Annotated in this window: 10 protein-coding genes and 1 pseudogene; 3 read left to right on the forward strand and 8 right to left on the reverse strand. The window is 70.9% G+C overall.

The genetic code is table 11. The features are described 5' to 3' along the window. Positions 1-182 precede the first annotated feature (182 nt). Positions 183-1,082 (reverse strand): TIGR03619 family F420-dependent LLM class oxidoreductase, encoded by a 900-nt coding sequence (locus OH735_RS02295; RefSeq protein WP_406378981.1) that lies wholly within the window; start codon positions 1,080-1,082, stop codon positions 183-185. Positions 1,083-1,172: 90 nt separating this feature from the next. Here OH735_RS02295 and OH735_RS02300 point away from each other — a divergent pair, with 90 nt between their 5' ends. Then, positions 1,173-2,765, forward strand: coding sequence for an IS1182 family transposase (locus tag OH735_RS02300; RefSeq protein WP_406378983.1), 1,593 nt, complete (start codon positions 1,173-1,175; stop codon positions 2,763-2,765). Between the two features lie 127 nt (positions 2,766-2,892). Here the strand turns inward: OH735_RS02300 and OH735_RS02305 are convergent, their stop codons facing one another. Together OH735_RS02305 and OH735_RS02310 are read right to left on the reverse strand one after the other, a co-directional pair. Next, the gene (locus OH735_RS02305; protein ID WP_406378984.1) at positions 2,893-3,630 is read right to left on the reverse strand and encodes an SAM-dependent methyltransferase; all 738 of its coding nucleotides are present in this window, start codon (positions 3,628-3,630) and stop codon (positions 2,893-2,895) included. A gap of 156 nt (positions 3,631-3,786) precedes the next feature. Next, positions 3,787-4,599, reverse strand: coding sequence for a hypothetical protein (locus OH735_RS02310; protein WP_406378986.1), 813 nt, complete (start codon positions 4,597-4,599; stop codon positions 3,787-3,789). A gap of 944 nt (positions 4,600-5,543) precedes the next feature. On the opposite strand from OH735_RS02310, the gene OH735_RS02315 reads away from it, so the two are divergent. Further along, a complete protein-coding gene (locus OH735_RS02315; RefSeq protein ID WP_406378988.1) occupies positions 5,544-6,518 on the forward strand; it encodes an RNA polymerase sigma factor SigF in 975 nt (324 codons plus the stop codon). 294 nt (positions 6,519-6,812) lie between these two features. On the opposite strand, the gene OH735_RS02320 is transcribed toward OH735_RS02315, so the two are convergent. Beyond that, the gene (locus OH735_RS02320) at positions 6,813-7,721 is read right to left on the reverse strand and encodes an NAD(P)-dependent oxidoreductase (protein WP_406378990.1); all 909 of its coding nucleotides are present in this window, start codon (positions 7,719-7,721) and stop codon (positions 6,813-6,815) included. 52 nt (positions 7,722-7,773) lie between these two features. Continuing rightward, entirely contained in the window at positions 7,774-8,502 is a 729-nt protein-coding gene (locus OH735_RS02325; RefSeq protein ID WP_406378991.1) for an adenosylcobinamide amidohydrolase, read from the reverse strand. Between the two features lie 466 nt (positions 8,503-8,968). Between OH735_RS02325 and OH735_RS02330 the strand changes: the two genes are divergently transcribed. Beyond that, on the forward strand, positions 8,969-9,994 hold the full coding sequence (locus OH735_RS02330) for a DUF2382 domain-containing protein (protein WP_406378993.1): 1,026 nt from the start codon (positions 8,969-8,971) through the stop codon (positions 9,992-9,994). 410 nt (positions 9,995-10,404) lie between these two features. On the opposite strand, the gene OH735_RS02335 is transcribed toward OH735_RS02330, so the two are convergent. The 3 genes and pseudogenes from OH735_RS02335 to OH735_RS02345 all read right to left on the reverse strand — a co-directional run bounded on the left by OH735_RS02335 (position 10,405) and on the right by OH735_RS02345 (position 14,035). Then, the gene (locus tag OH735_RS02335; RefSeq protein WP_406378996.1) at positions 10,405-11,628 is read right to left on the reverse strand and encodes a beta-ketoacyl-[acyl-carrier-protein] synthase family protein; all 1,224 of its coding nucleotides are present in this window, start codon (positions 11,626-11,628) and stop codon (positions 10,405-10,407) included. Continuing rightward, the gene (locus OH735_RS02340; protein ID WP_406378997.1) at positions 11,625-11,903 is read right to left on the reverse strand and encodes an acyl carrier protein; all 279 of its coding nucleotides are present in this window, start codon (positions 11,901-11,903) and stop codon (positions 11,625-11,627) included. Before OH735_RS02340 ends, OH735_RS02335 begins: the two co-directional genes overlap by 4 nt. A gap of 87 nt (positions 11,904-11,990) precedes the next feature. After that, positions 11,991-14,035, reverse strand: a pseudogene (locus tag OH735_RS02345) (acyl-CoA dehydrogenase). Between the last annotated feature and the right edge of the window lie 7 nt (positions 14,036-14,042).

Here is a 14,042-nt window from a genome sequence, read left to right on the forward strand (position 1 = left end):
TCCATGTTCGTGGCGGTGACCGTGCACGGCGCCGGGGCCGCGCCGGTCACCACTCGCCACAGCAGCAGGAAGGCGCCTCCGCGTGCGTGTATTCCCGGACCGCCGGGGCGTTCATCGGACCGCAGTGCCCGCCGCGACGACCTCCGTACCGTCTCTCACGTCTCCCACATCTCCCACGACGCTCAGCGGACTCCGCCCGTGACCGGGTCCACGACCTTGTTCACCAGCAGTTCGAGAAGCCTCCGGTCGTCGCCCGCGGTGCCGCGCTCGGCGGGTGTGTCCGGGTTGACGTCGAGCAGCACATGGGTGGTGCCCAGCTCGCCGAGCTCCGCCAGATCGGCCCGGATCCGGTCGATCGTGCCGTGTCCGGCGGGGCGTTCTTCGCCGAGGAGGGCGTCGGTGACGCGGATCTGCAGCCGGGGCACGAGCGCGGGAACGGGGCGCTGCACGCGTTCGGCCTCCTCGGTGATCAACGGCAGCCCGGCCCGGATCGCGTCGAGCGGCAGCCGGTACGGGTGCCAGCCCTCGCCGAGCCGGGCGGCGCGGCGCTGGGCGGCGGCCGAATTGCCACCGACCCAGACGGGCAGGCCGGGAGCGGATGCCGGCGCGGGCGCGGTCCGTACGCCTTGGTACGAGACGTAGTCGCCCCGGAACGTCACGGGGTCCTCGGCCCAGGCGGCCCGGATCGCGGCCAGGTATTCATCGGTGATGCGCCCCCGCTCGGCGAAGGACACGCCCAGCGCGGCGTACTCGGCCCCGGACCAGCCGATCCCCGCACCGAGGATGAACCCGTCGGCGTTCAGGTTGTCGATATTGGCGGCCAGCCGGGCCGTCTGCAGCGGGTGACGGTACGGGATGACGGTGACGGTCGTGCCGAGCGCCAGGCCGGGTACCCGTCCGGCAATGTGCGCGGCGAGCACGAACTGGTCGTAGAACGGGGCCGGATACGTCTCGTGCACATCGGGGGTGACCGCGATGTGGTCGGAGATCATCGCCAAGGAGTACCCCAACTCACGTGCGTCCACAGCCTGTTGGAGGAGGCTTGCCGGGGTGGTGCCGACACCGAAATTGAGTATGTTCACGCCGAATTTCACAACAAGAGCCTAGAAGACTGCTGAAAATCTTTTGCGTTCTGGCCCCGGACCGGTAGGTCCGGGGCCAGTCTTGTGAGCATGCAGGGGGAATGGGCCGGGGAGATGGTCGGGCCGGATGTGTGGGAGACCTGCCGGGAGTTGATCCCGGCAGGGAGTGTGTTCGCTTTCCTGGCCGAGCATCGTGAGGTGCTGTTCCCGCCAGAGTTCTTCGCGGACATGTATCCGTCGGCCAACGGACGGCCGTCGTTGCCGCCGCAGGTGCTGGCCGCGATGGTGGTACTGCAGAGCCTGCAGGGGCTGTCGGACTTCGAGACAGTCCAGGAACTGCGGTGTGACCTGCGCTGGAAGGCCGCCTGCGGGCTGGGCCTGTACGACACCGCCTTCGATCCCTCGCTGCTGACCTATTTCCGGCGCCGGCTCGCCCGCTCGGCCGACCCGACGCGGATTTTCACCAAGGTCAAAGAGGTGGTGACTGCCACCGGTGTCCTCAGAGGAAAGCAGCGCCGGGCGCTGGACTCCACCGTCCTGGACGATGCGGTGGCCACTCAGGACACCGTCACCCAGATCGTGGCCGCGATCCGCCGGGTGATCCGTGAGGTCCCCGGCGCCGGCGAGGTCGCCGGCCGGTGGTGTACTGCTCACGACTACACCGACCCCGGCAAACCCAGGATCGCCTGGAATGACGAAGCCGCCCGCGAGGCGCTGGTCGACGCCCTGGTGACCGACGCGCTCAACATGCTCGGCCGTCTTCCCGAGCGTGAGCTGGGCGAGCGGGCCGCGAACGCGGTGGGCCTTCTCGCCCTCGTCGCAGGCCAGGACGTGGAGCCGGCCGAGGACTCCGACGGCCGCGACGGACGCTGGCGCATCGCCATGCGCACCGTGCCCGACCGGACGGTGTCCACCGTCGACCCCGATGCCCGGCACATCCACAAGAACCGAACCCGCCACCAGGAGGGCTTCAAAGGGCACGTGTCCTTCGAGCCAGAGGCCGGACTGTTCACTGCCGTCGCGTTAACCAGCGGCTACGGGCCGGACAACCACGAGGCCGCCGTCGCGCTGGACCTGCTGGCCGACGAAGACCACAGCGAGGGCGAGACGCTGACCGTGCTCGGCGATTCCGCCTACGGCACCGGCGACCTGCGTGAACAACTGACCGCCCAGGGCCACGTCCTGGTGGTCAAGCCGCCGCCGTTGCGGCAGGCCGTCCCCGGAGGCTTCACCATCGACGACTTCCACGTCGACACCGACGCCGCCACCGTGACCTGCCCGGCCGGACAGACCGCGAACCTGGGCCGCACCAAGGCCGACGGAGGCCGCACCGCCCAGTTCAAACGGCTGTGCACCGGCTGCCCGCTGCGGGAACGCTGCACAACCTCCAAGACCGGACGGGTTATCAACGTCCACCCTCAGCACGAACTGCTGACCGCAGCCCGCGTCCAGGCCGCCACCGACACCGCCTGGCAGGACGAATACCGCCGATGGCGGCCCCCGGTCGAACGCGCCATCGCCTGGCTCGTCGCCCACGGCAACCGCAGAGTCCGCTACCGAGGCGTCATCGCCAACAACATCGCACTCCACCACCGCGCCGCCGCCCTCAACCTCCGCCGACTGATCAACCTCGGACTCACCCGCACCAACACCACCTGGCACCTCGCCCCGGCCACCCCATGACGAAGAAGGGGCCGCCCGGCCTACGGCCAAACAGCCCCTCAACAAGATTTTCAGCAGTCTTCTAGGCGAACCTTCTTGACGGCAGGTCACCGGGCAAGCCTGGAAGATCCCGGCGACCCGCCGTGGCTCAGTCGGCTGTACGTCGCAGGACCAGAGTGACGAAGCCCAAGGTGTCCCGGTAGACACGCAGCCATTCGGTGCGGCGGACCGCGGCCGTCTCCAGCACCTGCGGGCTGTCCGGGTGGTCGGGGTGGTCCAGGGCCCAGGAGGCGAGCGACCCCCAGCAGGACCACTCGTAGTCGTCCAGTTCGCGGCGCGTGCTGACGTGACCGTGGACCGGAGTCCACCCGTCGGCGGCGACGTGGTCCAGGGTGGTCGCGAGGTCGGCGAAGTCGCCGAGCATCTCGATGGCCTCCTGCGACGGCTCACGTTCCCAGAAGCCGTCGCCGATCAGGACGCGTCCACCCGGAGCCAGATGTGTGCGCGCCGCCGCGAGCGTGGGCAGCAGTCCGCCGAAGGCATGCGCGGCCCCGACACTGAACACCAGGTCGAACGAGTGTGCGGATCGGAACTGCGCGGCATCCTCGTGGTGCAGTGCGAGGCGTTCCTGGACGCCGAGACGGCTCGCGGCCTCTCGGGCCTGCCGAAGATCGTCCTCGGAGGTGTCGACGCCTTCGGCGAACAGCCGTGGGTGCGCGGTCAGGGCACGCAGCAGCCACTCTCCGCCGCCGCAGCCCAGGTCGAGCACCCGCTCGCCCCCGCGCGGGGCGCCGTGCGCCAGGAGTTGTCGCACCGATTCGTCGTCGAGCGGGGACTTGATCGGGTGTTCGGCATGGGCAAGCCTGGAAATCTCTTCACGGTTCACCGGCGCAGCCTGACAGCACCGAAGGCCGTACGCACGTCTTTTTCCCGGTGCCGGCCGGCCGCTGCCCGCTCCCGCCGCTCCCGCCGCTCCCGGCACGGCGCGGGAGCGGATGCGGGAGCGGATGCGGGAGCGATCGCCCCAACTCCTGGGTCACCGTCAGCGCTTGAGGCCGTCCATGAGGTCGCGCATGTCGCTGATCATCGCGGACTGGTACGGGGAGAGATCGGGGAGGTCCGGTCCGTCACCCATCGGCGCTCCGCCGAGGTTGTCCTCGTACTGCAGGGAGGATGATAGAGACAGCGAGAGGACCGCGCCGCCCTCCAGCACGCGCAGTTCCGCGATACCGTTGTCCGAGGTCAGCAGATACGCCTTGTCGCCGAGGTCGGCGACCGCCTCCACCTTCACGCCGGGATCGACGCCGAAATCTGTCACCCCGCGCTTCGCCTCGAACTCGGCAGCGGGGTCGGTCTTCTTGTGCAGTTCCACCATGACGCCGACGGAGTAACCAGTGGACCAGCCCTTGGTGGAACGCTCCGGCCCGGCGGCGGATCGAAGGGCGATGAAACACCTGGCCTGATCCAGCGCCGGGTCGTTCAGAACCCCTGAATCCGCCCTGCCCGTTGATCCCTCCTCGCCCGTGGGCTCTCTCGGTGCGATCGCCGTACCGAGTGCCTTCAGTGACAGAGTCGCGCAGGGGGCTTCGTTCAACCGGTATCCGTGCATGTCCGGTTGCCGGTCACCCCATGGGAACAAAAGCAGCGCCGCCGTCCACACGACTGAAGCCACCACGGCTCCGCCCAGCGCCCACCGCCACGGCCTGCGCGGCCACGGCTCCCCCATGCGCCCTTGGCCGAAGCCCATGTGCCCCTGGCCGAAGGCACCCAGCACCTCGCCGGCCCCGCCCCCGTCCCGCGCCTCGCCGCCCCCGCCTCTGCCCGGCTCGCCCGCTATTTCCGGCTCGGAAATCATCACGCCCCCTTGGTCGCGTCTTCCCCCGCTCACCTCATGATCCCAGCACCGGCCCCGCCCGGACACGACCACCCTTTTTCTGCCCGTCGGAGCGATATGCCCCACCCCGGTGTCCATCCTCCGGACATTCATCAGCCATCCTTTGATGCCCTCAACGCTCGCCCTGCCCTCCTCCGTCTCCAGCCTCGATGTGGGCCGCGAGGCGGGCGTGCTCAACTACCTGGTGGCGGGGCCCGAAGCCGCGGACGCCCCCGGAACCTGACCCAATGGCGGCCGCGCCGGTAGATTGTGCCGCTGACCTGCGCGTACCACCGGGAGCGAGGAGGAAGGGGGTCCGAGTCGCCCGCCAGCGTCGGCCTGCCCGCACCCCCGCGTCCGCCACAGGCTCAGCGGCCCGATGCCGTCGGCGTCCGGATGTCACTGGCCGGAAATCTGAACCGGCGGCGGCTGGCCCGCGGTTGAAGCCTGCGCGAACCCTCGGCGGCGACGGGTGTGAGCAAGGAAACGACGTCCCGCACCTTCTGGAGGGCGGGGAAACGGCCCAGTTCTCGGGACTCAGCAGCCACTACTACACGACCGAGGACTCCCCCGCGGTCACGCACACCATCGTCGGCCACCCGCGCGACTGCCCCGTCCGGGCAGCGTCCCCGAGTCGCGCCACCATCGATTTCGACTCAACTACCGCTGGATATACGCCGGTCGGTCCCCATTGCGCCGTTGGCTGTGGCAGTCTGGAGACGACCGCCCCACCGGGCTCCCCCGTACCGGTGGGGCGGTTTCGCTGCCCGGCGCGTCCGGCCTCCGTAGGAACACGACGGCCGATCACGGCGATTCGCGGCCATTACTGCCGTGTGACCTGATCGACTTTCTCTTTTCCGCATGGGCGCCTCCCCCCGGGGCAGACGCATGTACCTCATGGCCTACGACCAGGGGAGCGTGACGAGATGACGGCGCACACTGCGCGGACCGCCGGTGCGGAGCGGGCGCAGGACGCACGGTCGACGCCGGCCGACATGCCGACAGGAACCGGAAGGTACAGGGTGGCTGCCCAGGATCCTGCGGACGTCACTGGGTTCGCGGAGGCTGCCGCGGACGGCGGCGAACTGCCGTGGATAGAGGACGCGGGGAAGGTCGCGCCTTCCGACGCGCGGGAGCTGTCCAGGCTGTTCTTCGAACGTCTGCGGGCCCTGGAGGAGGGAACCCCCGCCCACCAGTACGCGCGCAACACCCTCATCGAGATGAATCTGTCCCTCGTCCGGTTCGCCGCCGGGCGGTTCCGGAGCCGGGGCGGCGGCGACATGGAGGACATCGTCCAGGTCGGCACCATCGGGCTGATCAAGGCCATCGACCGGTTCGATCTCTCCCGCGAGGTCGAGTTCACCTCGTTCGCGGTCCCGTACATCACCGGTGAGATCAAACGATTCTTCCGCGACACCAGCTGGGCGGTGCATGTCCCGCGCCGGCTCCAGGAGTTGCGGGTCGACATAGCCAGGACCAAGGAGTCCCTCACCACGGAACTCGACCGCGAGCCGACCGTCCCGGAACTCGCCGAGCAGCTGGGGCTGAGCGAGGAGGAGGTCACTGAGGGCATCGTGGCGGCCAACGGATACACGGCGGGTTCGCTGGACATGCCGGCCGATCCGGACGACTCCAGTCGGCACAATACGGCGGGCCGCACCTTCGCCGATGTCCTGGGCGGGCCGGATCCCGCCATGGAGACGGTCGAGAACCTGCACGCGCTGGCGCCGCTGCTGGGTGGTCTGGACGCGCGTGAGCGCCGCATCGTCGACATGCGTTTCGGCCAGGAGATGACACAGTCCCGGATCGGCGCGGAGCTCGGCATCTCGCAGATGCATGTATCCCGGCTGATCAGCAGGATTCTGCACAAGCTCCGCAGCGGAATGTTCGTCGAGGAGTGATCCCGGCGGTCTCCTGGCTACCTTCCGTCGACTTGTTCGACGCAGTGGTCCGGCACGAGATGCGGGTGGTCCGACGGCCACCGGCGGTCTCCTGGCTAACTTCCGTCGACTTGTTCGACGCAGTGGTCCGGCACGAGATGCGGGTGGTCCGACGGCCACCGGCGGTCTCCTGGCTACCTTCCGTCGACTTGTTCGACGCAGTGGTCCGGCACGAGATGCGGGTGGTCCGACGGCCTCGCGGGGGCCCTGCGGTGCCGGAACGGATCGCTCCGGCACCCGGACCTGCCGACGGGCTCAGTCGCTGTCCTGCTCCGGGGCGCGGCCCGCGTAGTAGGTGGCGATCATGTCCTCGGCGCCGTGTCCTGCCGCCTCGGCGCGCGTGAATCGCTCGGCCGAAGCGGCGACCAGGTCCAGGCGCACGCCCGACTTCTCCGCCGCGTCCAGGATGAGACGGGCGTCCTTGAGCGCCATGGTCAGGGTGAAGCTGGGAGTGAGGTCGCCGGAGAGGACGGCTGCGGACTTGCCCTGGAGGTACGGGGAGTCCAGCTGGCCGCCCTTCATGGCATCGAGGAACGTCTGCGGGTCGATCTCCAGGCCCTCGGCGAGGTTGAGGCATTCCGCGATGTTGTTGACCAGGTTGATCACCCAGGTGTTGACCACGAGTTTCAGCCGCGACGCCGCGCCGGGGACCTCGGCGACCCAGACCGTGCGCTGCCCGATCGCTTCCAGCACGGGGTCCACCGTCGCCCGGACGGTGCTGGGGCCGGAGACGAACACCGTCAACGCGCCCTGTTCCGCGGGCTGTTTGGTGCCGGAGACCGGCGCGTCGAGGTAGACAAGACCCAGGTCCGCGGCGCGCCGGGCGAGATCGGCGGTGGCCTCGAACCCGACGGTCGAGCTCTGGAGCAGCACCTGGTCGGTGTGGAGCCCCGGCGCCGCGGCGGCGAGCGCGGCGGCGACGGAGGGGCCGTCGTTGAGCATGGTGAGGATGACGTCGGCGCCGCGCACTGCTTCGTCCGCCGTCTCCGTGACCGTGGCGCCGTCGGCGGCGAGCGGGGCCGCCTTGGCCCGTGTCCGGTTCCAGGCCCGGACGTCGAGTCCGGCCCGCAGCAGGCTCCGGGCCATGCCGGATCCCATGATCCCGGTTCCGAGGACGGCGACGGTCGGCCGCTGCGGGGTGACGTCGGCAGCGCTTGAGGACATGAGGGACTCCCTTGGTCGGCCGCGCCCGGTCGGCTCACGGCGCGGTGGGTTCTCAGGATTGCCGCAGCGCACCGTCGAGCACGGCAGCGTGCACGGCCCTGGCGAGTCGCGCTCCCCAGCGCGAACGCGGTCCCGCGAAGGGTTCGCCGGGGTCGGGTCCCGGGGAGGGGGCGGCGACACAGACGGCGTCGGTGGGGGTGCCCGAGCAGTCGAGACCCGCGTCGAGGAGTGCCTGGACCTTGGCCTCGGTGGCCGTGGCGACGGCGTTGACGAGTGCGGCGTCGGAGAGCGGCACGGGGAGTGTGACGACGATGTTGACCGTGCCCGGCCGGGGCGGGCCGCCGGTGCCTTCGGCGGGGGTCGCGGCCCAGCCGCGTACACCGAGTCCGCAGGTGGCTGTGGCCATGACGCCTTCGTCGTCGGCGACCGTGTACGCGGTGACATCGGCGGCCGTCATCAGTCCGGCGCCGGGTCCCGTGAGGTGTTCCGCGGCGGCGATCAGGGCGAGGTGGCGGTCGGGGTCCATGCGCGGATAGCCGCCGGGCACCTGGGCGTTGAGGATCCAGTCACGCGGGCCGATGCCGCCGCCGAGCACGGCGCTGCTGCACACCCGCCACCCGGGTCCCAGCCGCCATACCAGGTGGTGCATGTCTTCACCGTCCTCGCGCCGGGTCAACAGTTCGCCACGCTGTTGGGGCAGCCGGATACGTACGGAACTGATGGGGCACCCCCGGTGGCACGGCAGGACGACGGTCGGCACCAGGGTTGTCCGGCGGATCATGGCGGGACGGGCCCCGAGCCGGTCGATCATATGCGCCGGGCAGGGCGCCCCCGGGCGGTGCCCTGCCCCGGTGCGGACCGTCAGGCTTCATTCCGGGCCATGGCGATCAGCCGGTCCAGCACCGCGGCGTCGGCCCGCACGCCGTCATGGGCATAGGCGTCGGTCACCCAGTCACAGCGGTGGCGCCGGCGCGAAGACGTACCGCCGGCGCGCGTGCGTTCTTCGCGCGGTCAGGAGTTCACGCACAGGGCGCACACCCTTCACGCCTCACCCGATTGGCCTAACGGAACGGTGGCGTCCGCACCGGCGTGACGGGCGACCACCGCCCAAGCCCCGCACATGTGACGGCCGGGCTGCGCAGCCGGGGAGGTTGCAGCGTCCATCCGGGTGAGGCGCGATGGAAATCGGACGCGCCTCCCCTGATGGATCCAGCCACAGGACGCGCCCGGGCGAGGAGGGATCGGCCATGGGAGCCGCTGAGGGTTTCACGGATTCCGGAGAGCTCGACGGCCTGACGGTGTACGACACCGCGGGCGAGAAGATCGGCAGTGTGGGCCGGGTGTACGTCGACGACAACACCGGCCGCCCGGACTGGATCACGGTGAAAACCGGCCTGTTCGGCATGAAGGAGAGTTTCGTGCCGCTCGCCGGGGCCCGTCGCGTGGGCTCCGACCTGCACATTACGCATCCGAAGGACCGCGTCAAGGAAGCCCCCAGGGTGGACGCGGACGCGCATCTGTCCGTGGCGGAGGAGGAGGAGCTCTACCACCATTACGGCCTCGCCAGGAACACCACCGCCCGGCTCGGCGGGCCGTCGGGCACCACGACGTCCGGGACCGGCACCACGGCCGCGGCGGGAGCCGCCGGAACCGGAGCCATGGGCGCGGCCGGCACCTCCGCCTCCGGTACGGACACCTCCCGCACCACCACGTCGGGCACGACCGGCATGGCCGGCGCGGGAACCGGTACGGGGCCGGGCAGGCACCGCGACACCGGGACGGCCGGCACGGCCCGGCCTCTCGTCGGCGCCGGCGCGGGTGCCGAGCGGTCCGCCGCGAACCTCGGCGGCAAGGAGGAGTTGATCCGCTGCGAGGAGCAACTGCACGTCGGCACCGAGGAGTACGAGAGCGGCAAGGCACGCCTGCACAAGTACGTCGTCACCGAGAACGTGACCCGGACGGTGCCGGTGATGCACGAAGAGGTACGGGTCATCCGTGAACCGCTGCGGCCCGGCGACAGGGCGACGGGGCCCACGGACATCCGCGAGCAGGACGTCGAGGTGACCCTGCACGCCGAGCGCGCCACCACCCGCAAGGAGACGGTGCCGGTCGAGCGGGTGCGCATGGAGACCAAGAAGGTGACCGAGCAGAAGGAGGTCTCCGCCGAACTCCGCAAGGAACAGATCGACTACGCGGACGACAAGAGCGTCGGGGGCGCAGACATCGGAGACAAGGGCATGGGCGGCGAGTACGGCCGAGGGCGCCGCCACTGACCCCGCGCAGAGCGGCGGACAGCCGCACCGAGAGCGCGAGTGAGGGGCGGGCCCGTGGCATGCCGGGGCTCGCTCTCTCGCCGTCAGGGCTCCGGCCAGGTAGCGCACCGAAGGCCGCCCGGCGGGGCGGTCCGGAGCGACCCGCGCCCGCAGCTGGTGGACGTCGGCGACGAGTTCCTCGTTGGTCACTTCGGTGGGACGCCGCAAGCCCATGGGACCCCGCCGCGCACCTTCCGTACACCGTCCCCTCGCGCGGTCGCTTCGGAGGCGCGCCGCGCGTCCGCCGGCGTTGTCCCCTACGTGGAGTTCGACTGGCCCAGGCAAGCGATTACGCGCGTCTGCACAGCTCATGGGCGGTGTGGCCGGTGGCACGCCGGGCTGTGCTCCCCGTCGCACCACCTGCCTGATGCCTACGGACGCCGAAGGGCGATCACGGCGTTGTGTCCGCCGAAGCCGAAGGAGTGGCTGACGGCGCGCCGGACAGGCAGCCGCAGCGGTTCCTTGGTGACGCAGTTGATGTCGAACTCGGGTGCCGGGGCGTCCAGGTTGGCGATCGGCGGTACGACTCCGCGCTGGAGGGTGAGGACGGTCAGTCCGGCCTCGATCGCTCCGGCCGCCCCCATGCAGTGCCCCAGTACGCCCTTCGGAGCGGTGACGGGCGGCCGGTGCGGGTAGACCCGGCCGATGAGGGCGGCCTCGGTGGCGTCGTTGATGGGCGTCGCCGTGCCGTGCGCGTTGATGTGCTCGACGTCCTCGGCCGCCCAGCCCGCGTCGCGCAGCGCGGCCTCGACCGCCGCCTGGGCGACCGCGCCCGACGGGTGCGGACTGGTGGGGTGGTGTGCGTCGGTGGTGGCGCCGGTGCCCGCGAGCAGTGCCCGGGTTCCGGCGCCCCGGGCCGTGGCGTCGGCCGCCCGTTCCAGGACCATGACGGCGGCGCCCTCGCCCATGACCAGCCCGGCCCGGTCGGCCGCGAAGGGCCGGCAGCGCCTGGCCGGATCGCCGTGCGCCCGGGCCGCGGCTCCGGACCGGGCGAACCCGGCCATGGCGGCCGGGTAGACGATCGACTCGGTGGCTCCGGCGATCGCGATGTCGCACTGCCCGGTGATCAGGAGGTCGCGGGCGACGGACAGGGCGGTGACACCGGACGAACACGCGGTGCACGGTGCCATGCTGGGACCGGTGGCCCGCAGCTGGATCGCGATCTCGGCCGCGGGCATGTTCGGGATGGTGAGCAGGATGCCCGACGGCGAGATGGCGTCCGGTCCGAGCCGGTCGAGTACGACGGCCTGCTCGGTCAGTGAGGCGGAGCCGCCGCTGCTGGTGCCGACGACCACCGCGACCCTGCTGCCGTCCCACCGCGCCGGGTCGAGTCCGGCGTCGGCGACCGCCTCCCGGGCGGCGAGGACGGCGAACTTGACGTACCTCCCCATCCGGAAGGACGTGCGGCCGCCGATCTCGGCGTCCAGATCGATGCCGTCGACGGTGCAGGCGAAATCGATCGCGCACCCTTCGAGTGCCGCGACGGTACGCACCGGCGAGACTCCGGCGCACACGCCTTTCCAGGTGGATTCGGTGTCGTTGCCGACCGGGGTGATCATTCCCAGGCCGGTGACGGCGATGGCGGGCTTGTTCATCGGGCGTTGCTCATCGGTGCCGAGCCGCCCACCGGCGCCCCGCCGCCCGCTGTCGCCTCGATGAACCGCGTGATGTCGGCGAGGGTGGCGTCCTTGGGGAGCTTGTCGAAGTCCCCGTCGCCGCCCGCCGTCTCCCTGATGAGGACGGCGAACTCCGCGACGGCGAGGGAGTCCATCTCCAGGCTGTCCATCGTGGAATCGGAGCGGATTTCGGCGGCGGGCACTTTGAAGGTGTGTGTCAGCACCTCGGTGATCTTGGGATGAATCGCACTCATGAGCTTCCTCTCCATCATTCGGTACGGCTGCCGGGGACTGTGGGGGCATGGTCCCGACGCCGGATCAACTGGGTGGCGTGCCTCCAGTTACGCCTTGTGGCGAACCGATTCGGCACCGTCCTTCCGCGGGGGTCCGCACCACCGGGCCAGGACGGCCGCCGTGCCCCAGATGGCGAGCAGCACGACCCGGACGCCGAGGGCCCCGGCCGCCTCCCGTACCCGTCGGGCCCTCGGCCCCGTTCCGGTCCTGGTCACGGCCCTCATCGCGGTCCCTGAGCCGTCATCGGGCCGCCGTGCCGCTGCCAGGCACCCGCCGGGTCGTCGTACGCGTCGATGTAATCGGCCCCCGCGATGGGCCAGTCGGCGAGGAGATCGCGCGGCAGTGCGAAGGAGTCGACGAGGGCGGGCAGTCGAGGGGCGACGGCGGTGATGAGCTGATCCACCGCCTCCGGCAGCCGGTTGACCTGATCGTCCGTCAGATGACCTGCGGCCAGCAGGTCACCGCTGTTCCGGGCGATCCAGTCGAGCGCGAACAGCCGTTGCAGTGTGATCAGTTGCTCGCGGGCGGGCCCGGCCGGCAGACCGGCCACCGCGTCCGCGTACGCCTCGGCCGCCTGCCGGTGGGCGTGGGCCTCGACGCCGCGCAGGGCGGGCCCGGCGGCGGCGTTCCACCGCCCCAGCGGATCGCCGTGCGGTGCGCGGCCCATCCGCTCCCTGGCCCGGCCGAACCAGATCTCCTCCAGGGCCGCCAGGAGCCCGCCGAGGAACCGGGGGTCGGCGAGATCACCGGATGCGCCGTCACAGCGGGTTCCGCACCCGGCGGGTTCGGTGGCGAAGAGCATTTCCGCGGCCGCCTTGGCATAGATGGCCAGGTTGTCGCCCTCGGCGGTGATGGCGCCCTCCACTCCGGTGAGGAGTTCGCTCATGCCGTTGTTCTCCAGGAGCGCCTGGGCGCCGCACCGTTCACGGCATTCGACGATCACGGACCTGGCCCGCCAGGTGATCCACCCCTTGGCCACGGCGACCAGCCGCTCCGCCTCCTCCGGGCCCGCACCCGAGCCGTCCTCCCGCCGCTCCCAGCGGTCCAGGGCCCGGCGGTGCAGCAGGCTCATCGCGAACACGGTCGCCATGGCCACGGCGAGTGGGCCGTGGTGGCTGCGGTGGGCGATCACCGGGACCGGCCGCGAGCCGCGCGGCCCGGAGATGTACCGGTGGCCGCCGTAGCGGACGGCGACGGCGAGTGTCGCGCGCGCGGAGCCGACCGCGCACGCGCTCATCGAGAGCTTCCCGGAGGTGACGCGCCCGATCGACACCCGGAGCCGATGCCTCCGGTTGCCGACGGTGCTGCTGAACCCGCCGTCGTCGCCGATCCGTCCGTGGTCCCCGCCGAGCAGCGCGTCGCGCCGCACAAAGACCTGGTCGAAGGAGGTCAGGCAGTGGTCCACCGGGCTCCCCATGCGTGCGGGAAGCCTGCGGACCCGAATACCGGGCAGGGCCCGTACGGCATCGGTGAGCGGTACGAGAAAGAGGAAGACCCCCTGATCGGTGCCGTCGACGAGCAGCCGGGCGGCCACGAGCCCCGTCTTGGGGCCGCCCGCCGGACTGGTGTTGGGCATGAACTTCTGGGCGCCCGCGTGCGGGGTGTGGAGCACGAAGCCGTCGCGTGCGCGGTCGTAGGCGGCCACGGTCTCGACGGCCGCCACATCGTTGCCGTGCGCCACCTCCGTACAGAGAAAGGTGCCGATGCTGCGCAGCCGGAGGAAGTCCGACAGATCGCGCCGGGTGTCGCCCTCGTGGTCGAGGAGTGTGCCGAGAAAGAGGTTGTAGTGGATGCCCGCCACCGTGGCGAGTGCCGGGTCGACCGGCCCGAGCCATTCGTGCAGGGCCGCGAGGGCGCGTGGGTCGGCGGCGAGCCGGGCGCCGCTGTCGAGGCAGTCGTTGAGGACGCGCAGCCGCTCGTACGTGAGACCCAGGCGCTCACCGGGGGTGCGGCGCTCCGGGCGGCGGAACGGCTCCGTGCTGATCAGCCGCTGCCAGAAGCCGTGCTCCCGGCGGTAGTTGTCGCCGAGGAGCACAGCGGTGAGGAGGTCCGTGGACGGCTCGGTGGAGGGGCCGTCGATCATTGCGGTCATGCGACAA

The sequence above is a fragment of the Streptomyces sp. NBC_01618 genome, assembly GCF_045209435.1.
Taxonomy (GTDB): Bacteria; Actinomycetota; Actinomycetes; order Streptomycetales; family Streptomycetaceae; genus Streptomyces.